21 protein-coding genes are annotated in these 23,128 nt (G+C 70.4%); 10 read left to right on the forward strand and 11 right to left on the reverse strand.

Annotated features, from left to right (window positions below; all coding sequences use genetic code 11):
- Window position 1: 1 nt before the first annotated feature.
- Window positions 2-1,666 (reverse strand): alpha-amylase family protein, encoded by a 1,665-nt coding sequence (locus AB0310_RS05085; protein ID WP_259963069.1) that lies wholly within the window; start codon window positions 1,664-1,666, stop codon window positions 2-4.
- A complete protein-coding gene (locus AB0310_RS05090; protein WP_366236701.1) occupies window positions 1,663-2,628 on the reverse strand; it encodes a TIGR03885 family FMN-dependent LLM class oxidoreductase in 966 nt (321 codons plus the stop codon). The genes AB0310_RS05085 and AB0310_RS05090 overlap by 4 nt, the downstream gene beginning before the upstream one ends.
- A gap of 104 nt (window positions 2,629-2,732) precedes the next feature.
- Here AB0310_RS05090 and AB0310_RS05095 point away from each other — a divergent pair, with 104 nt between their 5' ends.
- Both AB0310_RS05095 and AB0310_RS05100 read left to right on the forward strand, forming a co-directional pair.
- On the forward strand, window positions 2,733-3,158 hold the full coding sequence (locus AB0310_RS05095) for a GIY-YIG nuclease family protein (RefSeq protein WP_259963074.1): 426 nt from the start codon (window positions 2,733-2,735) through the stop codon (window positions 3,156-3,158).
- Window positions 3,159-3,270: 112 nt separating this feature from the next.
- Entirely contained in the window at window positions 3,271-3,444 is a 174-nt protein-coding gene (locus AB0310_RS05100) for a hypothetical protein (protein ID WP_268776275.1), read from the forward strand.
- A 60-nt stretch (window positions 3,445-3,504) separates the two neighbouring features.
- Here the strand turns inward: AB0310_RS05100 and AB0310_RS05105 are convergent, their stop codons facing one another.
- The 4 genes from AB0310_RS05105 to zapE form a co-directional block, all read right to left on the reverse strand.
- The gene (locus tag AB0310_RS05105) at window positions 3,505-3,891 is read right to left on the reverse strand and encodes an SPW repeat domain-containing protein (RefSeq protein ID WP_187661546.1); all 387 of its coding nucleotides are present in this window, start codon (window positions 3,889-3,891) and stop codon (window positions 3,505-3,507) included.
- Window positions 3,892-3,974: 83 nt separating this feature from the next.
- Complete coding sequence (locus tag AB0310_RS05110) at window positions 3,975-4,574, reverse strand: type II toxin-antitoxin system PemK/MazF family toxin (protein WP_366236702.1); 600 nt, start codon at window positions 4,572-4,574, stop codon at window positions 3,975-3,977.
- 19 nt (window positions 4,575-4,593) lie between these two features.
- Window positions 4,594-5,832 carry an ammonium transporter gene (locus AB0310_RS05115; RefSeq protein WP_025103552.1) on the reverse strand — a complete coding sequence of 413 codons (1,239 nt, stop codon included), beginning with the start codon at window positions 5,830-5,832 and terminating at the stop codon, window positions 4,594-4,596.
- Between the two features lie 134 nt (window positions 5,833-5,966).
- Complete coding sequence (gene zapE, locus AB0310_RS05120; RefSeq protein WP_280565329.1) at window positions 5,967-7,004, reverse strand: cell division protein ZapE; 1,038 nt, start codon at window positions 7,002-7,004, stop codon at window positions 5,967-5,969.
- Window positions 7,005-7,148: 144 nt separating this feature from the next.
- On the opposite strand from zapE, the gene AB0310_RS05125 reads away from it, so the two are divergent.
- Together AB0310_RS05125 and AB0310_RS05130 are read left to right on the forward strand one after the other, a co-directional pair.
- The gene (locus tag AB0310_RS05125) at window positions 7,149-8,042 is read left to right on the forward strand and encodes a sulfurtransferase (RefSeq protein ID WP_025103554.1); all 894 of its coding nucleotides are present in this window, start codon (window positions 7,149-7,151) and stop codon (window positions 8,040-8,042) included.
- A gap of 18 nt (window positions 8,043-8,060) precedes the next feature.
- Window positions 8,061-8,492 carry a SufE family protein gene (locus AB0310_RS05130; protein WP_268776273.1) on the forward strand — a complete coding sequence of 144 codons (432 nt, stop codon included), beginning with the start codon at window positions 8,061-8,063 and terminating at the stop codon, window positions 8,490-8,492.
- Here AB0310_RS05130 and AB0310_RS05135 read toward each other — a convergent pair.
- On the reverse strand, window positions 8,476-9,633 hold the full coding sequence (locus tag AB0310_RS05135) for an alpha/beta hydrolase family protein (protein WP_187661551.1): 1,158 nt from the start codon (window positions 9,631-9,633) through the stop codon (window positions 8,476-8,478). The genes AB0310_RS05130 and AB0310_RS05135 overlap by 17 nt on opposite strands.
- Before the next feature lie 25 nt (window positions 9,634-9,658).
- Between AB0310_RS05135 and AB0310_RS05140 the strand changes: the two genes are divergently transcribed.
- From AB0310_RS05140 to AB0310_RS05155, 4 genes are all read left to right on the forward strand, one after another.
- Entirely contained in the window at window positions 9,659-10,240 is a 582-nt protein-coding gene (locus AB0310_RS05140; RefSeq protein ID WP_187661552.1) for a DUF3000 domain-containing protein, read from the forward strand.
- Entirely contained in the window at window positions 10,233-11,426 is a 1,194-nt protein-coding gene (locus AB0310_RS05145; protein ID WP_268776272.1) for a ribonuclease D, read from the forward strand. Before AB0310_RS05140 ends, AB0310_RS05145 begins: the two co-directional genes overlap by 8 nt.
- 73 nt (window positions 11,427-11,499) lie before the next feature.
- Window positions 11,500-12,705, forward strand: a complete 1,206-nt coding sequence (locus tag AB0310_RS05150; RefSeq protein ID WP_187661554.1) for a thiolase family protein — start codon at window positions 11,500-11,502, stop codon at window positions 12,703-12,705.
- Entirely contained in the window at window positions 12,702-14,843 is a 2,142-nt protein-coding gene (locus tag AB0310_RS05155; RefSeq protein WP_187661555.1) for a 3-hydroxyacyl-CoA dehydrogenase NAD-binding domain-containing protein, read from the forward strand. Before AB0310_RS05150 ends, AB0310_RS05155 begins: the two co-directional genes overlap by 4 nt.
- On the opposite strand, the gene AB0310_RS05160 is transcribed toward AB0310_RS05155, so the two are convergent.
- Genes AB0310_RS05160 through AB0310_RS05170 form a run of 3 tightly spaced genes read right to left on the reverse strand, consistent with a single transcriptional unit; the run spans window position 14,844 to window position 19,045 of the window.
- Window positions 14,844-16,508, reverse strand: coding sequence for a GMC oxidoreductase (locus AB0310_RS05160; protein ID WP_366236703.1), 1,665 nt, complete (start codon window positions 16,506-16,508; stop codon window positions 14,844-14,846).
- Window positions 16,498-17,412 (reverse strand): YegS/Rv2252/BmrU family lipid kinase, encoded by a 915-nt coding sequence (locus AB0310_RS05165; protein WP_366236704.1) that lies wholly within the window; start codon window positions 17,410-17,412, stop codon window positions 16,498-16,500. The genes AB0310_RS05160 and AB0310_RS05165 overlap by 11 nt, the downstream gene beginning before the upstream one ends.
- Window position 17,413: 1 nt before the next feature.
- The gene (locus AB0310_RS05170; protein WP_366236705.1) at window positions 17,414-19,045 is read right to left on the reverse strand and encodes an FAD-binding oxidoreductase; all 1,632 of its coding nucleotides are present in this window, start codon (window positions 19,043-19,045) and stop codon (window positions 17,414-17,416) included.
- 20 nt (window positions 19,046-19,065) lie between these two features.
- Here AB0310_RS05170 and AB0310_RS05175 point away from each other — a divergent pair, with 20 nt between their 5' ends.
- Together AB0310_RS05175 and AB0310_RS05180 are read left to right on the forward strand one after the other, a co-directional pair.
- Window positions 19,066-19,674, forward strand: a complete 609-nt coding sequence (locus AB0310_RS05175; protein ID WP_366236706.1) for a TetR/AcrR family transcriptional regulator — start codon at window positions 19,066-19,068, stop codon at window positions 19,672-19,674.
- Entirely contained in the window at window positions 19,671-21,128 is a 1,458-nt protein-coding gene (locus tag AB0310_RS05180) for a glycerol-3-phosphate dehydrogenase/oxidase (RefSeq protein ID WP_366236707.1), read from the forward strand. The genes AB0310_RS05175 and AB0310_RS05180 overlap by 4 nt, the downstream gene beginning before the upstream one ends.
- A 30-nt stretch (window positions 21,129-21,158) precedes the next feature.
- Here the strand turns inward: AB0310_RS05180 and dxs are convergent, their stop codons facing one another.
- Window positions 21,159-23,099, reverse strand: coding sequence for a 1-deoxy-D-xylulose-5-phosphate synthase (gene dxs / locus AB0310_RS05185; RefSeq protein ID WP_366236708.1), 1,941 nt, complete (start codon window positions 23,097-23,099; stop codon window positions 21,159-21,161).
- Window positions 23,100-23,128: the final 29 nt, after the last annotated feature.

Raw genomic sequence — 23,128 nt, forward strand, 5'->3', positions numbered from 1 at the left:
GTCACAGGATCCTGCCGTCTCCCGGGCGGGAGACCCGCAGCCACCGGTAGCCGTAGGCCGGAAGCTCCAACTCCACCTCTCCGTCGTCGTCGAGGGGCACGCGCCGCGCGTCGAGGAGGTCGACCAGGGTCGTGCCCGCGGGCTCCTCCCCCAGTCGGAACCGCGTCGTCGCCGGACGTTCCGCGAAGTTGTGCACGGCGATCGTGCGCCCGACGTCGGCCTCCAGGGAGTGCACCAGCAGGGCGTCCTGCGGCTGCTCGATGACGGTGAACGACCCCCACCCGAGCTCCGGCGATACCCGGTAGAGCGCGGTCAGTTCGCGGAGGAAGTGCAGCAGCGAGCCATGGTCCTCGAGCTGGGCGGCGGCATTCACGTGCGTGGGCGCATACCCGTCGGTCGGCGGCGGCGCGACGAGCCGGGAGGGGCGCGCGTCGGAGAAGCCCCCGTTGCGATCCGCCGACCACTGCATCGGCGTACGCACGGCCTGCCGCCCCTCGACGGCGATGTTCTCGCCCATCCCGATCTCTTCGCCGTAGAACAGAACGGGGGTGCCGGGGAGCGTGAAGAGCAGGCTGTACGCCATCCGGATCCTCCGCGGGTCGCCTTCCAGCATCGGCGGCAGGCGCCGCGTGATCCCGCGGCCGAACACGCGCTGCCGCTCGTCTGGCGCGAACGCCTCGAAGACCTCCTGACGCTCGGCATCGGTCAGCTTGTCGAGAGTGAGCTCATCGTGGTTCCGGAGGAAGTTCGCCCATTGCACCTCCGGTCCGAGGACCGGGCGCGCGGTGAGTGCGGCGACGAGCGGCGCGGGATCACGACGGGCGAGGGACAGATACAGCGACTGCATCGCCACGAAGTCGAACTGCATGGTCAGCTCGTCGCCGTCGGTGCCCCCGAAGTACGCGCGCTGCTCCTCGTACGGCAGATTGACCTCGCCGAGCAGGATCGCCTCGCTGGAACGACGCTGCAGGAAACGCCGCATGTCGCGCAGCAGCTCGTGCGGATCGGGGATGTCCGCCGTCTTCGGAACCTCGAGGAGGAACGGCACGGCATCCACACGGAAGCCCGAGACGCCGAGCTGCAGCCAGAACCCGATGACCTTCGCGATCTCGTCCCGGACCACGGGGTTGGCGATGTTGAGGTCGGGTTGGTGCTCGTAGAAGCTGTGCTGGTACCACTGCCCGGACTTCTCGTCCTTGGTCCAGATCCCGTCGGCCTGCCCGGGGAAGACCGGGTTCTTCTGTCCCTTCGGAGGCGCGTCGTCGCGCCACACGTAGTAATCGCGATAGGGCGAGTCGACGCTGCGGAGCGCCGCGCGGAACCACGGATGACGGTCCGAGGTGTGATTGACGACCAGGTCGACGATCACACGGATGCCGCGGTCACGGGCCGTGCGGATCACCTCCACGAGGTCGCCGTGGGTGCCGAGACGCGGGTCCACGCCGTAGAAGTCGCTGACGTCGTACCCGTCGTCAAGGTCCGGCGAAGGGTAGAAGGGCATGAGCCACAGGCACGTCACGCCCAGCTGTGAGAGGTAGTCGATCCGCTGCGCGAGGCCGCGGAGGTCGCCGACGCCGTCGCCGTCCGAGTCCAGGAAGGTCTCCACATCGAGGCAGTAGACGACGGCCGTCTTCCACCAGAGGTCGCTCGTATCGGTGATCTTCATGTGCGCTCCCTCAGGGCGGGCAGGATCTCGGCGGCGGCCGCCTTCAGGAACCGGGTCTGCTCCCGTCCGACGTGATGCAGGTAGATCCGGTCGAAGCCGATGTCGACGAGCTCCGCCACCCGTCCCGCGAGCGACCGGGCGTCGTGGTCGACGAGGACGGCCGCGCGCAGCCGCGCTTCATCGACCTCGCCCACCGCGGCGTCGAAATCCTCCGGCTGCTCGATGTTCCACGCGAGCGGCGGAGTGACCACGCCCTGCCGCCACTGCTCCTTCGCGATCGCGTATGCCTCGGCGTCGTCCTCGCCCCAGCTCACGTGCGTCTGCAGGATGCACGGCCCTTCTCCCCCGGCCGAGCGGTAGGCCTCCACCACCCTCCGCAGCGTGGAGGGCTCCTGGGCGACCGTCGCGAGGCCGTCCGCCCAGCCGGCCGCCCACTCCGCCGTCTCCGGACTGACGGCGGTGGCGAAGAGCGGCGGCGGCTGCGCCGGCCGGGTCCAGACGCGGGCGCGGTGCACGCGCACGAGACCGTCGTGATCGACCTCCTCGCCGGCGAGCAGCCGTCGGATCACATCCACGCTCTCGTACAGCCGCGCGTTGCGGACGTCCTTGGCCGGCCAGACGTCGCCGGTCACGTGCTCGTTCATCGCCTCGCCGCTGCCGAGCGCGGCCCAGAACCGTCCGGGGAACATCTCCTCCAGCGTTCCGAAGGCCTGCGCGACGATCGCGGGGTGGTACCGCTGTCCTGGCGCGTTGACCATGCCGATGGGGAATCTCGTACGGGCCAGCGCCGCGGCGATCCAGCTGAACGCGAATCCCGACTCCCCCTGATCGGGGAGCCACGGGGCGAGGTGGTCGGAGCACATCGCCCCGTCGAAGCCTGCCCACTCCGCGCTGACGACCGCGTCCAGCAGCGCGCTGGGTGGGATCTGCTCATGGGAGGCGTGGAATCCGATGAAGACCATAGGCCGAGTCTGGCAAGGGACGACGCCCGGCGGCAGTGGTTGACAGGAGCGCCGGGTGCTGGCAGGTGGCGGCCGATGTCCGAGGGCGGACGTAGGCTGCCCGGGTGCCGAAACCCCGACTTCTCCCCGGCCCCTGTCCCCTCTGCGGTGGTCTCGCTGGGCTGCGAACGGACGACGCGTGGCACTGCGCGCTCTGCGGCTGGCGCTACGGGGACTCCCCCGACCCCGATCTGCCGTTCCCGCGGATCGACGTCGTGTACTACCTCCGCTACGACAACCGCGTGAAGATCGGCACGAGCAGACAGCCGCGGCGCCGTCTCGCGAGCATCCGTCACGACGAGCTTCTCGCCTTCGAGCACGGCGATCGGGTGCGCGAACAGCAGCGGCACCGGCAGTTCGCCTCCGCTCGCGAAGGCGGTGAGTGGTTCACCCTGACACCGGAGATCCGCGCCCACATCGCGGCGCTGCAGCGGCACGGCGACCCCTGGCATCAATACGCGCGCTGGCTCAGCGCCGCGCTCCGAGGGTGAACGCGCCTATCACTGCGCACAGGATCGCACCAGGGGATCCCCCGCTGCGCCGGCAGGAGGCAGACTCACCTGTGAACGGGCGCACCCGGCGCCCCGCGTGAGAGGACCGGACATGAACGGACGAGAGAACATCCCCGCCGACGACGTCAGCGCGCAGGATCCGCTCGCCGGAGACGGGAGCGGCGACCCGAACAGCGACCGCCAGTTCCTGCAGGACCTGCCTCCCGCACAGGTCGACACCGAGCAGCAGCAGGAGCATCAGGCCGAGTCCGACGACGAGGCCTAGTCCGCGCGGACGACGAGGGGCGACCGGATCGATATCCGGTCGCCCCTCGTCGTGTGCGGGTCAGGCGGTCGCAGCCCGTCCGCGGGTGCTCTGCGGCTGCGGCTGCGAGAACAGCACGACGACGATGACAGCAGCACCCACCACGACGTGCGGCAGCCAGACGTTCAGCGCCTCGCCTGCGAACCCGAACAGCCACGGCGACAGCGCGAGGAAGAGGCTGGCGACGATGTCGAAGACGAGGTGCACGGGCATGGGGATCAGACCGAACGGACCCCACTCGTACTTCGTGAAGAGGCTGTAGACGATGAGGCCCACGCCGAGCACGATCGGGATGACGACCGGGGCTCCGCCCATACCGGCGAAGCCGAACAGCCAGGGCGCGGCGATCAGAGCGATCCCGACGACGTAGTCGAGAATTCCGTGGACCTTGGTCGGGATGAAACGCATGATTCCTCCTTGGGTGCCGCCGGCGGCGACTCATCAGAAGGTTCGGAGCCCTGCGCCCATCGGATGGGAGTGCGGCTGCCGGGTCAGCTCTGCGCCCATCCGCACCGCCGCTGGAGCGCTGCCGCGACCCGTGCGTACCGGCCACGATCCAGGGCCGCCGCCTCACGGCGCAGACCACGCTCATGGACGCTGTAGAGCTGTTCGATGTCCACCCACGATTCGCGGCCCTGCCCGTCCCACTCGCCGCTCCCGATCGAGAGGTAGTCGCGCTCGCCGTCGTGGGGCCTGCTGGTCATCCGTACCGCGTAGACCCGCTCGGAGGACTGCCGCCCGATCACCAGCACCGGCCGGTCCTTGCCTCGACCGTCGTTCTCCTCGTACGGCACCCAGGTCCAGACGACCTCGCCGGCGTCGGGAGCGCCGTCCCGGTGCGGCGCGTAGGCCACGCGGACGGCCGGCATACGCCCGGGATTGAGCCGCACGGTCTCGGTACCGCGGACCTGCCCCGGCTCGACTCCGGCGTCCGGCGTCTTCGCGGATCGCCGCTCGCGCTCCTCGGCCGTCCGCAGACGCGCGTCCGGGCGCCGCGGACCGGGAGAGGTCCGCGACGCCCGGGGGGAGCCCACTGCTCGGCGCAGCAGGTCCGCGAGTGCCTTCAGGATGCCGTTGCTGGTCGTGCCCACACGGTCACCCTAACCGTCGTCACGCGTTCGCGAGAGCGTAGCCCTCCTCGCCGTGCACGACCTGGTCGACACCGGCGATCTCGTCCTCGTTCGTGATGCGGAACCCGATCGTCTTCTGGATCACGAAGCCGATGACCCACGCGACCACGAAGGAGTAGATCAGCACGCCCGCGGCGGCGATCACCTGCACGGCGAGCTGACGGGCGTCGCCACCGACGAAGAGGCCGGTGCCGGTGGCGAAGAAGCCGAGGTACACGGTGCCGATGAGGCCGCCGACGAGGTGGATGCCGACCACGTCGAGCGAGTCGTCGAAGCCGAGGCGGAACTTCAGCTCCACCGCGAGGGCGCAGACGATGCCGGCCACCGCGCCGAGCAGGAGGGACCATCCGGGGGTGAGGTTGGCGCATGCCGGGGTGATCGCCACGAGACCCGCCACCGCGCCGGAGGCGGCGCCGACGGAGGTGGGCTTGCCGTCCTTGATGCGCTCGATGAGGATCCAGCCGAGGATCGCGGCCGCGGTCGCACCGAGCGTGTTCAGGCCGATGAGGCCGACGCCGCCCATGTCCTCGGCGAGCCACTCCGCACCGGCGTTGAAGCCGAACCAGCCGAACCACAGCAGTGCGGCGCCGAGCAGCGTCAGCGGCACGTTGTGCGGCTTGAGGATGCCCTTCTGGAAGCCGATGCGCTTGCCGAGCACGAGGGCGAGGGCCAGCGCCGCGGCACCCGCGTTGATGTGCACCGCCGTGCCGCCCGCATAGTCGATCACGCCGATGCCGCTGTCCTCGCCGAACAGGGTCGTGCCGAGGTTCATGATCCAACCGCCGCCCCAGACCCAGGCCGCGACCGGGAAGTAGCCGACCGTGGCGAAGACGCCGGCGAAGATCAGCCAGCTGCCGAACTTCGCCCGATCGGCGATCGCCCCGGAGATCAGGGCGACGGTGATGATCGCGAAGGTGGCGCCGTACGCGACGCTGAGCAGGGCGACGTTCGAGCCCTCACCCGAGGCGAGGCTGGACAGCCCGATGTCCGCGAACGGGTTGCCCGCGAAGGCCGTGGGGCTGTCGACGGCGCTCATGGAGAAGCCGAAGAGAATCCACAGCACGGCGACGAGTCCGATCGAGCCGAAGCTCATCATCATCATGCTGACGACGCTCTTCGCCTTGACGAGACCGCCGTAGAAGAAGGCGACGCCGGGCGTCATGAGCAGCACCAGTGCCGTCGCGGTGATCGCCCACGAGATGTTGCCGGGAGCATCCATAGGAAAACCTCACATCCGAAGTAATTGAGAGCTTCAGTGTGACCATGGGCGATTTCGCCCATGCGTGAGGTTTGTTTCTCCGCTGTTACAGCACGGCTCCGGGTGTGAACATCGCGTTACGCAGGCCTGCAGGCTTACGCAGAATGCGTGAGCGCGTTCAGCCGGGAGATGGCGCGCAGGTACTTCTTGCGGTAGCCACCGGCGAGCATCTCGTCGGAGAACACGGCGTCGAGCCCGACACCCGTCGCGAGGATCGGGATCTGCGCGTCGTAGACCCGGTCGACGAAGGCCACGAACCGCAACGCCTCCGACTGGTCGGTGAGCTGACGCACGCCGCGCAGCCCCACGCGGTGCAGCCCGTCGATGAGCCTGATGTAGCGCGAGGGGTGCACCTGGGCGAGATGCCGGATGAGGTCGTCGAACGCATCGTCCGACACAGCGCCGTCCGCCGCGGCCGCCTCGACCGCCGCGTTGTACGCCGCGTCTTCCAGCGCCACGGCGTGACCGTCGATCGCCCGCTGCCGGAAGTCGACGCCGTCGATGCGCAGCGTCTGGAAGCTGTCCGACATCGCGTGGATCTCGCGGAGGAAGTCCTGCGCGGCGAAGCGCCCCTCGCCGAGCGCGTTCGGCGGCGTGTTCGAGGTGGCCGCGAGCCGAGTGCCGGTGGGCACGAGTTCACCCAGAAGGCGCGTCATGACCATCGTGTCGCCCGGATCGTCGAGCTCGAACTCGTCGATGCAGAGCAGATCGGCGCCCTTGAGGAGGTCCACGGTGTTCTTGTAGCCGAGTGCCCCCACCAGAGCGGTGTACTCGATGAACGAGCCGAAGTACTTCCGCCGGGCGGGCATCGCGTGGTAGATCGACGCGAGCAGGTGGGTCTTGCCCACGCCGAAGCCGCCGTCGAGGTAGACCCCGGGCTTCAGTTCCGGCTCCTTCTTCGCCCGACTGAACAGACCGCCCCGCTTGACGGGAGCACCGCGTCCCGCGAAACGCAGCAGCGTCTGCTTCGCCTCCTCCTGCGACGGGTAGGCGGGATCCGCCCGGTAGCTGTCGAACGTGGCGTCGTCGAACTGCGGCGGCGGCACCAGGCTCGCGAGCATCTCGGGTCCGCTGACCGTCGGCGTGCGCTCGGTGAGGTGGACGGTTCCGGTGCGGGTGGTCGGGTCGGTCATCACGGTCCTGAATCAGGCAAGGGCCTGTGTCGAAGTCTTACGGATCGGGTCCCGGGGGCGCGCGGAGGATCTATCGTCGAAGGGACGGATCCACACTACGCCGTCCGCACCGCCCGCTCGCCCGCTCACCGCTACGGAGACCCCATGGCCATCGAGTTCGACTCCTCCTCCCCCAAGTTCGCCGAGTACGCCGAGCCCGGCCGCCTGGTGACGACCGAGTGGCTCGCCGCCCACCTGGGAGAGCCCGGCCTCGTGGTCGTCGAGTCGGACGAGGACGTGCTCCTCTACGAGACGGGCCACATTCCCGGAGCGGTGAAGGTGGACTGGCACACGGAGCTCAACGACCCGGTCGTGCGGGACTACGTCGACGGCGAGGGCTTCGCCGAGCTGCTGAGCCGCAAGGGCATCGCCCGCGACGACACGGTCGTGATCTACGGCGACAAGAACAACTGGTGGGCGGCGTACGCGCTGTGGGTCTTCTCGCTCTTCGGTCACGAGGACGTCCGTCTCCTCGACGGCGGCCGTGATCGCTGGATTGCGGAGGGCCGCGAGCTGACCCGCGAGGCGACGAACCGTCCCGCCACGGAGTACCCGGTGGTGGAGCGGGACGACACGGCCATCCGCGCGTACAAGGAAGACGTGCTCGCGCACCTCGGCAACCCGCTCATCGACGTCCGCTCCCCGGAGGAGTACAGCGGAGAGCGGACCACCGCTCCCGCCTACCCGGAGGAGGGGACTCTGCGAGCCGGCCACATCCCCACCGCGCAGAGCGTGCCGTGGGCGAAGGCGGTCGCCGAGGACGGCGGCTTCAAGAGCCGCGCCGAGCTCGACGCCATCTACCGGGACGGCGCCGGGCTGCAGGACGGTGACGACGTCGTGGCCTACTGCCGCATCGGGGAGCGCTCGAGCCACACGTGGTTCGTGCTCAAGCACCTCCTCGGCTTCGAGAACGTCCGCAACTACGACGGCTCGTGGACGGAGTGGGGCAGCGCGGTGCGCGTCCCGATCGTCACGGGCACGGAGCCCGGCACCGTCTGAGGTGGGAGAATGGCGGGGATGAACGCCTCCGCCCTGCCCGAGACCCTCGCCGAGATCCGCGACGGATTCCTGGAGACCCCGGAATCGGATCGCCTGCTGCTGCTCCTGGAGTACGCCGACGAGCTGCCCGCCGTTTCCGATGAGGTCGCGGCGCATCCGGAGATGGGCGAGCGCGTCGCGGAATGCCAGTCGCCGGTCTACATCTACGTGGAAGTCCACGACGACGTCGTGACCATGCATGCGACCGCCCCTGAGGAGGCCCCGACGACCCGGGGCTTCGCGAGCATCCTCGTGCAGGGCATCACCGGACTGACGGCGGACGAGGTGCTGGCGATCCCCGAGGACTACCCGCAGTCGATCGGGCTCACCAAGGCCGTGTCACCGCTGCGGATCGGCGGCATGACCGGCATGCTGATGCGGGCCAAGAACCAGGTCAGGCAGAAGCGCTGAGCCCCTGTGCCGCGAGCCATTCCGAGATGGCCGTGGTCCAGCCCTTCTCGTCGTAGTTCCAGAGCTTGGTGTGCCGGGCGACGGTGAAGCGCGGCATGGTGACCAGGTCCGGCCGCGCCTCCTGCAGTGCGTGCGAGGCGTCCGCCGGGACGAAGCCGTCGTCGTCGCTGTGCAGGATGAGAATCGGCGCCCGTAGCTCATCAGCCCGAGCGACCATGTCCAGACGGTCGAACAGGATGGGCTCGTCCGCACCGCTGAGCTTCGCCGTGAGCGGCAGCTGCAGCGCTCCCATCGCCAGCGCGGGCAGCGGTGCGCGCACCCGGGCGACCTGAGCCTGGAAACGGAGGACCGTGCGCCAGTCGACGACCGGCGACTCCAGGATGATGCCAGCGATGCGATCCCGATGGCCGGAGTTGACCGCAGCCTGCAAGGATACCGCCCCGCCCATTGACCAGCCCATCAGCACGATCCGCTCGGCGCCGTGACGCAGCGCATAGGCGATCCCGGCGTCGACATCGCGCCACTCGGATGCGCCGAGCGCATAGGCGCCCGCCTTGGTCCGCGGCGCCTCGCCGTCGTTGCGGTACGACACGACGAGCGTGGGCAGCCCCGCCGCGTGCATCACCGGCACGGCACGGAGGCACTCGGCGCGGGTCGTGCCGCGACCGTGCACCTGTATGACCCAGGTCGAGGAGTCCCCCGGGAAGAACCACGCAGGGCACGGCCCGGCCGGCGAGCCGATGAGCACGTTCTCCCATCGCAGGTGCAGCTCACTCGGCGACATGTAGTAGCTGCCGCTGAAGGACGCGCCGCGGTCCACCCTGGCACCGGGTTCGATCTTCGTGAGGAGCTTGCGGCGCACGGTCGTGCTGTCCGCGCTGAGAACCGCCCCGAGTTTGACGTAGCCGTACGTGCCCGTGGTGAAGAGGCCGTATCGCCCCGGCAGCTCGGTGTCGAGGGTGCGGCGGAGTTCGATGGTCTGCGCCCCGGTGTCGATCGCGAGGATCTCCGTGTCCTGGACGCGGCTTCGCAACGGGGTCACGACCCGGCGTGCCACCGCGATCACGAGGATCCCGACGGTCGCGCCCAGGGCGAGGAGCGCGGGGACAACGATCGCAACGGCGTGCCTGAGACTCTTCATCGCCTTCCGACTCTAGCCTGTTGCCGTGACCGCACACCCCGAGGCCGGGACGCCCTTCGACGCCGCCGTCGCCGAACTGCGCGCGACCGCGTTCCGCGACGACATCGCGGTCCGCGAGATCCCCACGCCGCAGAACCTCGCGCCCTTCGCGATCGCGCTCTCCGCCGACGTCCGCCCGGGCGAGGACGGCGACTCGATATACGGGACCGGACGGTTCATCCTGCTGCACGATCCGGACGAGCCGGACGCCTGGGGAGGCGCCTGGCGCATCGTGATCTTCGCCCAGGCTCCGCTCGAGACCGAGATCGGCACGGATCCGCTGCTCGCCGACGTCACGTGGTCGTGGCTCGTGGACGCCCTGGACTCCCGGGAGGCGATCTACCACTCGCCGTCCGGCACGTCGACGAAGACGCTGTCGAAGGGATTCGGCGGCCTCGCCGACGAGGGAGACGGCGCACAGATAGAATTGCGGGCGTCCTGGACTCCGGAGGGCCCGTTCCGACCGCACGTCGAAGCATGGGCCGAGCTGGTCGGAATGCTGGCGGGGCTTCCGCCGGGTTCCGAGGGCATCGCCGTGATCGGCGCGCGAAAGGCTGTACGTGACTGAATACTCCGTGATCTCCGAAACCGAGGAGTTCCGTGCAGCCTGTGCTGCGCTCGCCGCCGGCACCGGCCCGGTCGCCGTCGATGTCGAGCGGGCGTCCGGCTTCCGCTACTCGCAGCGGGCCTATCTGGTGCAGGTCTTCCGGCGCGAGGCCGGGGTGTTCCTGTTCGACCCGCCCGCGATCGGCGACTTCGCCCCGCTGCAGGAGGCCATCGGCGACGTCGAGTGGGTGCTCCATGCCGCCAGCCAGGATCTGCCCTCTCTGCGCGAGCTGCACCTGGAGCCGAAGGAGATCTTCGACACCGAGCTCGCCTCCCGCCTGCTCGGTCATGACCGGGTGGGTCTGGCCGCCGTCGTCGAGGACACGCTCGGCATCACCCTGAAGAAGGAGCACTCGGCCGCCGACTGGTCGACCCGTCCGCTGCCCGACTCCTGGCTGGACTATGCCGCGCTCGACGTGCTGCATCTCGTCGACGTCCGCGACGCTCTCGTCGCCGAGCTCGAGGAACAGGGCAAGACCGCCTTCGCCGCTCAGGAGTTCGCCGCCACCCTGGCGCGCGCCCCGAAGGCCCCGCGCGAAGACCCCTGGCGGCGACTGAGCGGACTCCACCAGGTCCGTGGTGCCCGCAACCTCGCCGTCGCCCGCGCCCTGTGGGAGGCCCGCGAGATGTATGCGCAGCAGCAGGACATCTCCCCCGGGCGCCTCGTGCCCGACCGTTCCCTCGTCGCCGCGGTCCTCGCCAACCCCGCCTCCAAGCAGGCCCTCGCGGGAGTCAAGGAGTTCCAGGGCCGCGCGAGCCGCACCCAGCTCGACCGCTGGTGGCAGGCGATCGTCGACGGCCGTGCCGCGGAGACGCTGCCGCGCGAACGCGTGCCGAGCGACGCGCTCCCCCCGCCCCGCGCCTGGGGCGACCGCAACCCGGAGGCCGACGCCCGGCTGAAGGCCGCCCGTCCCGCCGTCGAGGCGGTCGCGGAGGAGCTGGGCATGCCCACCGAGAACCTCCTCACGCCCGAGTACCTGCGCCGGGTCGCGTGGGACGGCCCGGGCGCCACCGCGGAAGAGATCGGCGCCGCCCTCTCCGCACTCGGGGCACGCCCCTGGCAGGTTGAACAGACTGCACAGAAGATCGCCGACGCCTTTGTAGAGGCGACGCAATCGCCCGACACCACGTCCGCGACCGCTTCGTAGGTTCGATCCAACCGATTCCTCCCGGTTTCCGGCCGTTCATAGACTGAGGCCACCGCACTAACTTGGAGGCAGAGTGGCCGAGATCTCGGACGTCTTCTTCGTCGATGGAGTGCGCACCCCCTTCGGGCGCGCCGGCGAAAAGGGCATGTACTGGAACACCCGCGCGGATGACCTCGCCGTCAAGGCGACCATCGGCCTGATGGAGCGCAACGCGGCCGTGCCGGCGGACCGCATCGACGATGTCGCGATCGCCGCGACGAGCCAGACCGGCGACCAGGGGCTCACCCTCGGACGGTCGGTGGCGATCCTCGCCGGACTGCCTCAGACCGTCCCCGGACTGGCGGTCGAGCGCATGTGCGCCGGCGCGATGACGAGCGTGACCACCATGGGCGCTTCGATCGGCGTGGGCATGTACGACCTCGCCCTCGCGGGCGGCGTCGAGCACATGGGCCACCACCCGATCGGCGCGAACGCCGACCCCAACCCGCGCTTCGTGGCGGAGAAGATGGTCGACCCGGGCGCTCTCAACATGGGCGTCACCGCGGAGCGCATCTTCGACCGCTTCCCGCACCTCACCAAGGAGCGCTCCGACCGCTATGGCATGCGCAGCCAGCAGAAGGTGCAGGCCGCCTACGACGCCGGCAAGATCCAGCCGGACCTCGTGTCGGTCGCGATCAAGGGCGCCGACGGCGCCTGGGGTCTGGCCACCGAGGACGAGGGCCGCCGTCCGCAGACCACGATGGAGGACCTCGCCGGCCTCAAGACGCCGTTCCGTCCGCACGGTCGCGTGACCGCAGGGACGTCCTCGCCGCTCACCGACGGCGCGACGATGTCGCTGCTCGCCGGCGGCGGCGCCGTCAAGGAGCTCGGACTCGCGCCCAAGATGCGCATGGTCTCGTTCGCCTTCGCCGGTGTGCAGCCCGAGATCATGGGCATCGGCCCGATCCCGTCGACCGAGAAGGCGCTCAAGAAGGCCGGTCTCGACATCTCCGACATCGGACTCTTCGAGCTCAACGAGGCCTTCGCCATCCAGGTCATCTCCCTGCTCGACCACTTCGGCATCGACGACGACGACCCCCGCGTGAACCCGTGGGGCGGCGCGATCGCCGTGGGCCACCCGCTGGCCGCATCCGGCGTCCGCCTCATGATCCAGCTCGCGGCGCAGTTCGCCGAGCGCCCCGACGTGCGCTACGGCCTGACGGCGATGTGCGTCGGTCTCGGTCAGGGCGGATCGGTCATCTGGGAGAACCCGCACTACGACGGAAAGAAGAAGAAGTGAGCTACGACGACGTCGACTTCTCGCCCATCCAGGCGCTCACCGAGGGAGAGGTCATCACGCACTCCCCCGTGCGTGACATCCGCCTCGCGTCGGGCAAGGTCCTCGCCCTGATCACGCTGGACAACGGTCGGGACCACACCCGCCCGAACACCCTCGGTCCGGCCACCCTCACCGAACTCGGCGCGACACTCGACGGCCTGAAGAGCCGCGCGGCGGCCGGCGAGATCCAGGCGGTCGGCATCACCGGCAAGCAGTACATCATGGCCGCCGGTGCCGACCTCTCGGACATCAGCAAGGTCGGCTCCCGGGACAACGCACGTCTGATCGCCCAGCTCGGCCACAAGGTGCTCGGGAAGCTGAGCGAGCTCGGCGTGCCGTCGTTCGCGTTCGTGAACGGACTCGCACTGGGCGGTGGCCTGGAGATCGCGCTGAACTCCACGTACCGCACGGTCGACGCATCGGCGGCGGCCGTGGCGCTCCCCGAGGTCTTCCTCGGCATCATCCCCGGCTGGGGCGGGGCGTACCTGCTGCCGAACCTTATCGGCATCGAGAACGCCCTCGAGGTGGTCATCTCCAACCCGCTCAAGCAGAACCGCATGCTGAAGCCGCAGCAGGCCTTCGACCTCGGCATCTTCGACGCCATCTTCCCCGCCGCGAACTACCTCGAGAACTCGCTCGCGTGGGCCGACGCGGTCCTCGGCGGCAAGAAGGTCGTGCGCAAGAACGAGCCTGGCAAGATCGAGCGGCTCACCAAGTGGCCGATCGCCATCAAGATGGCACGCGGCATGCTGGAGTCCAAGATCGGCACCGTGCCGAAGTCGCCCTACGCGGCTCTCGAGCTGCTCGACAAGGCGAAGAGCGGCACCAAGGCGGAGGGCTTCGCCCGCGAGGACGAGGCGCTGGCGGAACTCGTGACCGGGGACCAGTTCGCCGCGTCGATGTACGCCTTCGACCTCGTGCAGAAGCGTGCGAAGCGTCCGGTCGGCGCACCGGACAAGCAGCTCGCGAAGAAGGTCACCAAGGTCGGCATCATCGGCGCGGGTCTCATGGCCAGCCAGTTCGCGCTGCTGTTCGTGCGCAAGCTCCAGGTGCCGGTGCTGATCACCGACCTGGACCAGGCACGCGTGGACAAGGGCGTCGCCTACATCCACGAGGAGATCGGCAAGCTGGAGGCCAAGGGCCGCGTGGACGCGGACACCGCGAACAAGCTGCGCGGGCTCGTCACGGGCACCACCGACAAGGCTCTCTACGCGGACTGCGACTTCGTGATCGAGGCGGTCTTCGAGGAGGTCGGCGTCAAGCAGCAGGTCTTCGGCGAGATCGAGAAGATCATCGCGGAGGACGCGGTGCTCGCCACGAACACCTCGTCGCTGTCGGTCGAGGAGATCGGCGCGAAGCTCGCCCACCCCGAACGGCTCGTCGGCTTCCACTTCTTCAACCCGGTCGCGGTCATGCCGCTGATCGAGATCGTGAAGACGCCGATGACCGCGGACACCGCACTGTCCACCGCATTCGTCGTCGCCAAGAACCTGGGCAAGAACGCGGTGCTCACCGCCGACGCCCCGGGCTTCGTGGTGAACCGCCTGCTCGCGAAGGTCATGGGCGAGGCGGCGCGCGCCGTCTACGAGGGCACTCCGATCGCCGACGTCGAGAAGGCGTTCGCGCCGCTCGGCCTGCCGATGGGGCCCTTCCAGCTCATCGACCTCGTCGGCTGGAAGGTGGCCGCGCACGTGCAGGACACGATGGTGCGCGCATTCCCCGACCGGTTCTACGCCAACGAGAACTTCCACGCCCTCGCCGAGCTCGACCAGGTCGTCGAGAAGGACAAGGGCGGCCGTGTGGTCGGCTGGACGAAGCAGGCCGAGAAGGTCCTGGCGCCCGCCGTCGGCAAGAGCCCGGCATCGGCGGCCACGATCCTGCAGCGCGTGCAGGACGGGCTCGCGACCGAGATCAAGCTGATGCTCGACGAGGGCGTGGTCCCGGAGGTCGAGGACATCGACCTGTGCCTCATCCTCGGGGCAGGCTGGCCGTTCATCGACGGTGGGGCCTCGCCGTATCTCGATCGCGAGGGGGCGTCCGAGCGCGCGTTCGGCGGTTCCTTCCACACCCCGCAGATCCGCGGCATCGAAAGCCGCTGATCACGTCTCCGCAGGGGGTCGCGCCGTAGGCGTGGCCCCCTGTGTCGTCCCCGGTGCCGGACGGGCATCCGGCTCGCCGCGGCGCGGCCAGTGCGACAGGGCATGCTCCGCGAGCGCGGTGATGGTCAGGGACGGGTTCACCCCCGGATTGGCGGGCACAGCGGCCCCGTCGACGACGTGCAACCCCGGGTGTCCCCAGACGCGCTGGTACTCGTCCACGACACCCTCCTCCGGTGATCCGGAGATCACGGCTCCGCCGAGGAAGTGTGCCGTGAGCGGGATCCCGAAGACCTCCGGCCACGAACCGCGCGCCTCGGCGGGAACCCCACCCTCGCGCTCCAGACGCGCGGCGATGGCACGGGCCGCGCGATGCGCCTCGGGGAGGTGGCTGGGGTTCGGCGCGCCGTGACCCTGCGCGCTCGTCAGTCTCGTCCGTCCGAAGCGGCGCCGCAGCGACAGCGTGAGCGAGTTGTCGGCGGTCTGCATGACGAGTGCGATGATCCCGCGCTCGCTCCACCGCCGGAGGGACGCGAGGCGCAGGGCCCGGGCGGGGCGGCGCAGCACCTGGCCCACGAGCGCGACCAGGCGGCCCGGAAGCGCGCGGTCGCCCGGGACCAGCACGGTGGCGAGTGCTCCCATGAGATTCGACCCGGGACCGTAGCGGACGTTCTCGACATGGGTGCGGTCATCCACGTGGAACGATGTGGTGATCGCCACGCCCCGCGCCAGCTCCACCCGCTCGGGCACCCGGACGGCGACGGCGCCGTCCAGGGCCTCTGAGTTGGTGCGGGTGAGCCGGCCGACGGCGTCGGAGACGTGCGGCAGCGCGCCGGCGGCCTTCATCCGATGGAGGAGCTGCTGGGTGCCCCAGGTGCCCGCCGCCAGGACGACCTCCCGTGCCGTGACGGTCTGAGGACGCCGTCGGAACCAGGAGCCGCTGCGTCGCGTCGTGACGGAGAATCCGCCGTTCGGGAGCTCCCGCACCTCGGTCACGGTACGCAGCGGCTCGATGACCGCTCCGCGGCGCTCGGCGAGGGCGAGGTAGTTCTTCATCAGGGTGTTCTTGGCACCGACGCGGCAGCCGACCATGCAGTTGCCGCAGAGCGTACAGCCCGTGCGCTCGGGGCCCTCACCGCCGAAGAACGGGTCAGCGACTCGCTCACCGGGTACGCCGAACCACACGCCGACGGGTGCCCGGCGGAAGGTGGCGCCCACCCCGAGGTCCTCGGCGGCACCGGCCATGATCCGCTCGACGGGTCCGTCGTGAGGATAGTGCTCCACCACGCCGAGCATGCGCGTGGCCGTGGCGTAGTGCGGGGCCAGAGCCGCGCTCCAGTCCCGGATCGACGACCACTGCGGGTCGGCGAAGAACGCCGCGCCCGGCTCGTACAGCGTGTTCGCGTAGTTGAGCGACCCGCCGCCGACGCCCGCGCCGGCGAGGATCATCACGTGCGGAAGCCGATGGATGCGCTGCACTCCGAAGCACCGGACCGCCGGGGCCCAGAGATAGCGACGCACGTCCCAGCTCGTCTTCGCGAAGTCCTCATCGGCGAATCGTCGCCCGGCCTCGAACACGCGGACGCGGTAGCCCTTCTCGGTGAGCCGGAGTGCGGCGACGGAGCCGCCGAACCCCGACCCGACGATCACGACGTCCTCATCGAACATGTGCGTCCCCCCTCGCCGCGTCGGTCATGACGGTCAGCGCCGCCGCGCGGACCGAGATCGTGCAGGTCTCCTCCCCCACGCGCTCGCCGTCCGCGTAGGCCACGAGACCGGGCGCGGCGACGGTGACCGTGCGCGCCCGGAGGTGGTGCACCTCCGGGCGCGCGAGATGCGTCCCGCGCAGGAGCACGGGGAACAGGCGCACCAGGCGGAGGCGGCCCAGGGGCCCCACGGCGACCACGTCGAGGGTACCGTCATCCGGAACGGCGCCCACGCAGACCGGCATCCCCCCGCCGTAGCTGGCCGTGTTCCCGACCGCCACCAGAGTGCCGCGGGCGGGGATCGCCGGGCCGTCATCGGCGCGGATCGTGAAGTCGAGCGGACGCAGCCGGACGAGCTCGATGAGCAGCGCGAGGTAGTACCGCAGTGCGCCGGACGGCCAGCGGAGGCGATTGGTGCGATCGCTCACGCGGGCGTCGAACCCCAGCGCCGCCACGGTGAGGAACAGCGACGTGCCCGTCGATGTCCGCACCTCGCCGATATCGATGGGCCGGGGCAGGCCGGTCAGGGCGAGCTCGACAGCCGCCGCCACGTCCGTGCGCGGCAGCCCGAGCGCTCGCGCCAGGTCGTTCCCGGTGCCGGCGGGGACCACCGTGACCGGGACGCCTGCGGCGCACACCACGTCGAGGATGCCCGAGAGGGTGCCGTCGCCGCCCACCAGGACGAGCCCGTCCGGTGCCGCGTCCAGCGCGAGCATCGCGAGCCGCCTCGTCTCCGCGGGCGACCCTCCGGCGTAGACGCGGACATCCGCGCCCCGCTGTCGCAGGTGATCGAGCGCCTCCTCGGTGGCCCGCTGCCCGCGGCCCTTGCCGGAGAGCGGATTCGACAGCACCGCGATGTGCCCCATCTCAGACGGTCGCCCTCGTCGGGACATCGACGAGCACGGCACCTGGATTCATGATGCCGCGAGGGTCCAGCTCCCGCTTGACGGCGGTGAGGATCCGCACGCCGGTCTCACCGATCTCCTGCGCGAGCCAGGGGGCGTGATCGCGACCCACGGCGTGATGATGGCTGATCGTCCCGCCGTTCGCGAGGATCGCGTCGTTCACCCTGCCCTTCACCTCGGCCCACGCGCCCAACGGTTCGCGTCGCAGTCCGGCGAGCACCGTGAAGTAGAGGGAGGCGCCCGTCGGATACACGTGCGAGACGTGGCACATGACGTACGAACGCGCGTCGACCGCGTCGAAACCGTACCGCAGCGCCGCCTCGACGGCCTCCTTCAGAGTGCGCAGGTTCGACCAGGTGGTCGCCGTCTCCAGCGTCTCGCAGAACACCCCAGCGTCGAGCAGCGCATCGCGCAGGTAGGGTCCGTCGAATCGTCCCGCCGCCCACTCCTCCGCATCGCCGGTGCCCGCAGAGCGACCGCCCGCCGCGGCGAGGATCGCCGCGGTCCGGTCCCGGCGCGCCGCGGCCTCGTCGCCCTCGAACACCGTCACGACGCTCGCCCCCTTCGCGAGGGCCTTCCCGATCCGGCCGACCTGGGCGAGGCTCACGGCGGTCTCGGCCTCGTCGGAGAGACGGATGACCGTGGGACCTGCCCCCTGCTGCACGACGCGGCGGAGCGCATCGGCACCGCCGGCGAAGTCGGGGAAGGTCCACGACTCGAAGATCCGCACCGTCGGCACCGGGTGCACGCGGACCCGGACCTCGGTGATGACGCCGAAGATCCCCTCGGAGCCGAGGAAGAGGCGGAGAAGATCGGGGCCGGCCGCCGACCCCGGCGCGCGTCCGAGGTCGAGGTCTCCCGTCGGTGTCGCGACCCGGATCCCCGTCACCATCGCCTCGAACCGCCCGTTGCCCGCGGAGTTCTGTCCGGACGACCGTGCAGCCGCGAACCCTCCGATCGTGGCGTAACGGAAGCTCTGCGGGAAGTGGCCCAACTCCAAGCCGTGTGCGGAGAGCTGCGCTTCGGCATCGGGTCCGGTCGTCCCCGCCGCAAGGGTCGCCTCGCCGCTCAGCGTGTCGAGGTGGAGCAGGCCGGAGAGCCGGCGCAGATCCAGGCTGAGCACGGCGCGATGCGGGCCGGGCTCCGGGTCCAGCGCCCCCACGACGCTCGTTCCCCCGCCGAAGGGGATCAGGGCGAGCCCCCGCTCCCCCGCCAGAGCGAGACACGCACGGACGGCGTCATGGTCCGCAGGAGACACGACGGCATCGGGCGCATCCTGCTCGAGAGCCCGTCGACGCAGGAGATCGGGCGTGGAACGTCCTCCCGCATGCCGGAGCCGTCCCGCGGTCGAGACGTCGACCGCATCGGCGCCCACGGAATCTTCGAGTGCAGCGACATCGTCCGCCGTCAGCCGGGAGGGCCGGACGCGCACGTCCTCCAGCGCGGGCGGCTGCGGAGGGCGCCGCACGCGGCCCAACAGCAACGGCAGCAGCCCGCGGACGGCGAGCGGGAGATCCTTCGCCCGACTCGGGTCGCCCCACCCGTTCCAGCGCATCTCGGGTCTGTCGGCTCCGCTGCCGTTCCGCTGCTCCATGCGTTACAGTGTGACACATCATGGAAGAACGTCACTCTCCCACTCTTCCCTCGGACTCCCTCGCCCCGGCGTGGGACGCCACGCAGCGGCGCGTGCTCGACGCGGCCGATGACCTGCTCGTCCGCGGCGGCGTGCACGGGGTGACGATCGCCGCCCTCGCACGGCGTTCCGGCCTTAGCCGGCCCACCATCTACCGGACGTGGCGGGATGCCGACGATGTCGTCCGTTCCGCGCTCCTGCGGCGGGTCGCCGACCTCCTCGACGGGTTCCCCGAGCGAGCCAACTCGCGAGACGCTCTCGTCGAGGACGTGCTGCGGTTCACCTCGCTGTTCCGCGCCGACCCGGTGTACGCCCATCTCCTCGACGAGGAGCCCGAAGCGTTCACCCGCTACACCCTGCACCGCGTGGGGTCCAGCCAGCGACTCATCCTGCGGTGGCTGTCCGACGCTATCGCAGCCGGCCAGGCCGACGGATCGGTGCGCGGGGGCGCCCCCGGCGAGATCGCCGTCATGCTGCTCCTGATCGCCCAGTCCGCTGTGCTGTCGCACGCGACGGTGGCCGACCTCATCGACGAGCGGGCCTGGGAGCGCGAGCTCCGCGCCGCGCTGGACGGTCACCTGCGGCCATGACCCCTGCCTCGACCGCCCTCCATGCGGGCCACCGTCGACGCGAACTCGACGCCGCGGCCGACGACACCTGCGACCTCCTCGTCGTCGGCGGAGGGATCACCGGAACGGGCGTGGCCCTGGACGCCGCATCGCGCGGACTCCGCGTGACCCTGATCGAGGCGGAGGACCTCGCGTTCGGGACGAGCCGGTTCAGCTCGAAACTCGTCCACGGCGGGCTGCGGTATCTCGCGACGGGGGACGTGGCGACGGCACGCGAGAGCGCACGCGAACGGCATCTGCTGATGACGGTGATCGCGCCCCACCTCATCCGTCCGCTCGGGCAGCTTCTCCCTTTCGCGCCCGGCGTCAGCGGCCGCCAGCGCGGGGCCGGAGCGGCGGGGATGGCCATGGGTGACCTCCTCCGCCTGCAAGCGCGCACGAGCGGGAAGGTGCTGCCGGGACCGCACGCCGTCGGGACGGCGAGGGCGCTGCGCCTATTCCCCGCGCTCAACCCCTGGGGACTCCGCGGGGGCATGGTCACGTATGACGGCCAGCTGTCCGATGACGCCGCCCTCGTCGTGGCCGTCGCCCGGACGGCGGCCGGTCTCGGCGCGCGGATCCTGACCAGGGTGCGCGCCGAGCGGCTGCATGCCGACGGGGCCACGGCGACGGACATGCTCACCGGGGAACGCATCGAGATCCGTGCACGGGCGGTCGTCAACGCCACCGGAGTCTGGGCGGCGACTCTGGACGACGGCCTCACGCTGCGCCCGAGCCGCGGCACCCACATCGTCCTCGACGCCGCCGACCTCGGGCATCCGACCGCTGCGCTCACCATCCCGCTCGAAGGCTCCATCAGCCGCTACGTGTTCGCCCTGCCGCAGCGCGGTGGGCGTGTCATCGTCGGACTCACCGACGTGGATGCGCCCGGCCCCATCCCCTCCGTCGCCGAGCCCACCGAGACCGAGATCGACTTCCTCCTGGAGACACTGAACCGCCTGCTCGCGGTGCCGTTGGCGCGGGACCGCGTCCGCGGGGCGTTCGCGGGGCTGCGTCCACTGGTCGACACCGGAGCGGCCGAGACGGCGGACGTCTCCCGCCGGCATCTCGTCCGCACCTCCGAGTCCGGGGTGGTCTCCGTGCTCGGCGGCAAGCTCACGACCTACCGACGCATGGCGGAGGACGCGGTGGATCTGGCGGTGCGACAGCGCGGCCTCCGGGTCGGACCCAGCGGCACCGCGACCCTGCGACTTATCGACGATCCCGCCCCGGACAACGGCTCGCAGGACGCCGTTGCGGACGGCATCGCCCTCTCCCGACCGGTCGTCGAGCACGCTGTCCGGTCGCAGGGCGCTCTCACCGCGGCCGATGTGCTCGATCGTCGCACTCGGATCGGGCTGGTCCCCGACGAACGCGCCAGAGCTCTCCCGACCGTGGAACGGATCGTCGCCGAGACTCTCGCCGACATCCCCTGACCGACGGAAGCCCGCTCCAGGGAACGTCCGTCAGTGGCGCTCGTGGAGTGGGAGCTCGATCGCTCCGGTCTCCCCGGCGTGGCGGGCCTTCGGGATGCGCGTACCGAGCACCTGCGCCACGACGTCCTGAGCGATCTTCGAGGCCGTGAGACCGGCATCGGCGAGGATCTGGTCGCGCGACGCGTGGTCGATGAACTCGTCGGGAAGACCCAGCTCGTCGACAGCCGTGTCGATGCCCGCCTCGCGGAGCACCTGCCGCACGCGCGTGCCGATGCCGCCCACGCGGATGCCGTCCTCCAGCGTGATCACCAGTCGATGCTGCGCCGCGAGCTCGACGACCGACGGTTGCACGGGGATCGCCCAGCGCGGGTCGATCACGGTGGCGCCGATGCCCTGGGCGCGCAGCCGGTCAGCCACGTCGACGGCCAGGGCGGCGAAGGGTCCGATCGCGACGATGAGGACGTCCTCGCCCTCGCCCCGTGCGAGCACGTCCACGCCGTCCTCGAGGCGCTCGAGCGCCGGGAGGTCGGCGGAGACATCCCCCTTCGGGAAGCGGATGACGGTCGGGGCGTCCTCCACGGCGACCGCTTCGTCCAGTGCCTCGGTCAGCCGCGCGCCGTCGCGGGGGGCGGCGATGCGGATGTGCGGGACGATCTGCAGCATCGCCAGATCCCACATGCCGTGGTGACTCGGTCCGTCCGGGCCGGTGACGCCGGCGCGATCGAGCACGAACGTGACGCCCGCCCGGTGCAACGCGACGTCCATGAGCACCTGATCGAACGCGCGTCCCATGAACGTGGCGTAGACGGCGAGGACCGGGTGCAGACCGCCGTAGGCGAGTCCGGCGGCCGAGGCCACCGCGTGCTGCTCGGCGATGCCGACGTCGTAGACCCGGTCGGGGAAGCGCTCCGCGAAGGGGGCGAGACCGGTGGGCCGGAGCATGGCGGCGGTGATGGCGATCACGTCCGAGCGTCGCTCCCCGACCTTCACGAGAGCGTCGGAGAAGACATCGGTCCACCCTCGGCCGCCTGAGGACAGGGTCTCCCCCGTCGTCGGGTCGATCTTGCCGACCGCGTGGAACTGGTCGGCCTCGTCGTCGCGGGCCGGCTGGTAGCCGCGACCCTTCTCGGTGATCGCGTGCACGATGACCGGTGCACCGTAGGACTTCGCGAGTTCCAGCGTCTCCAGCAGCGCCGGCAGATCGTGACCGTCGACCGGGCCGAGGTACTTGATGTCGAGGTTGGAGTACAGCGCCTCGTTGTTCGTGAACCGCGAGAGGAAGCCGTGCGTGCCGCCGCGCACACCGCGGAACACTGCGCGTCCCACCGGCCCGAACGCGCGGAAGAGGCGATCGGACTTGTGGTGGAGGTCCTTGTAGGCCGCGGCGGTGCGGACCCGGTTGAGGAAGCGCGACATGCCGCCGATGGTCGGCGCGTACGAGCGGCCGTTGTCGTTCACGACGATGACGAGGTTGCGGTCGTTGTCGTCGGAGATGTTGTTCAGCGCCTCCCATGTCATACCGCCGGTCAGCGCGCCGTCGCCGACAACCGCGACGACGTGTCGGTCCGCGCGGCCGGTGGCGGTGAGTGCCCGCGACACGCCGTCGGCCCAGCTCAGGGAGCTGGAGGCGTGGGACGACTCGACGACGTCGTGCGGGCTCTCCGCGCGTTGCGGGTAGCCGGCAAGCCCCTCCCGGACGCGCAGCTTCGAGAAGTCCTGGCGACCGGTGAGGATCTTGTGGACGTACGACTGGTGGCCGGTGTCGAAGATGAAGGGGTCGTCCGGAGAGGAGAACACGCGGTGCAGGGCGATCGTCAGCTCCACCACGCCGAGGTTCGGCCCGAGGTGACCGCCCGTCTGCGAGACGTTCTCGACGAGGAACGCGCGGATCTCCGAGGCGAGTTCTTCCAGTTGCTCCGGAGAGAGCCGATCAAGATCGCGCGGTCCAGAGATGCTCGGAAGAATGGGCATCTGCGCCTCCTCACAGGCCTCGACGGAGC

The sequence above is a fragment of the Microbacterium meiriae genome (genome assembly GCF_040702565.1).
Lineage (GTDB): Bacteria > Actinomycetota > Actinomycetes > Actinomycetales > Microbacteriaceae > Microbacterium > Microbacterium meiriae.

Bases quoted from the DNA above. Each gene is read 5' to 3' on its own strand.
- AB0310_RS05085 (WP_259963069.1), bottom strand. From the start codon at position 1,666: ATGAAGATCACCGATACGAGCGACCTCTGGTGGAAGACGGCCGTCGTC.
- AB0310_RS05160 (WP_366236703.1), bottom strand. From the start codon at position 16,508: ATGTTCGATGAGGACGTCGTGATCGTCGGGTCGGGGTTCGGCGGCTCC.
- AB0310_RS05175 (WP_366236706.1), top strand. From the start codon at position 19,066: ATGGAAGAACGTCACTCTCCCACTCTTCCCTCGGACTCCCTCGCCCCG.
- dxs (WP_366236708.1), bottom strand. From the start codon at position 23,099: ATGCCCATTCTTCCGAGCATCTCTGGACCGCGCGATCTTGATCGGCTC.
- zapE (WP_280565329.1), bottom strand. From the start codon at position 7,004: ATGACCGACCCGACCACCCGCACCGGAACCGTCCACCTCACCGAGCGC.
- AB0310_RS05170 (WP_366236705.1), bottom strand. From the start codon at position 19,045: ATGGAGCAGCGGAACGGCAGCGGAGCCGACAGACCCGAGATGCGCTGG.
- AB0310_RS05130 (WP_268776273.1), top strand. From the start codon at position 8,061: ATGAACGCCTCCGCCCTGCCCGAGACCCTCGCCGAGATCCGCGACGGA.
- AB0310_RS05105 (WP_187661546.1), bottom strand. From the start codon at position 3,891: ATGCGTTTCATCCCGACCAAGGTCCACGGAATTCTCGACTACGTCGTC.
- AB0310_RS05180 (WP_366236707.1), top strand. From the start codon at position 19,671: ATGACCCCTGCCTCGACCGCCCTCCATGCGGGCCACCGTCGACGCGAA.
- AB0310_RS05115 (WP_025103552.1), bottom strand. From the start codon at position 5,832: ATGGATGCTCCCGGCAACATCTCGTGGGCGATCACCGCGACGGCACTG.
- AB0310_RS05135 (WP_187661551.1), bottom strand. From the start codon at position 9,633: ATGAAGAGTCTCAGGCACGCCGTTGCGATCGTTGTCCCCGCGCTCCTC.
- AB0310_RS05165 (WP_366236704.1), bottom strand. From the start codon at position 17,412: ATGGGGCACATCGCGGTGCTGTCGAATCCGCTCTCCGGCAAGGGCCGC.
- AB0310_RS05100 (WP_268776275.1), top strand. From the start codon at position 3,271: ATGAACGGACGAGAGAACATCCCCGCCGACGACGTCAGCGCGCAGGAT.
- AB0310_RS05125 (WP_025103554.1), top strand. From the start codon at position 7,149: ATGGCCATCGAGTTCGACTCCTCCTCCCCCAAGTTCGCCGAGTACGCC.
- AB0310_RS05090 (WP_366236701.1), bottom strand. From the start codon at position 2,628: ATGGTCTTCATCGGATTCCACGCCTCCCATGAGCAGATCCCACCCAGC.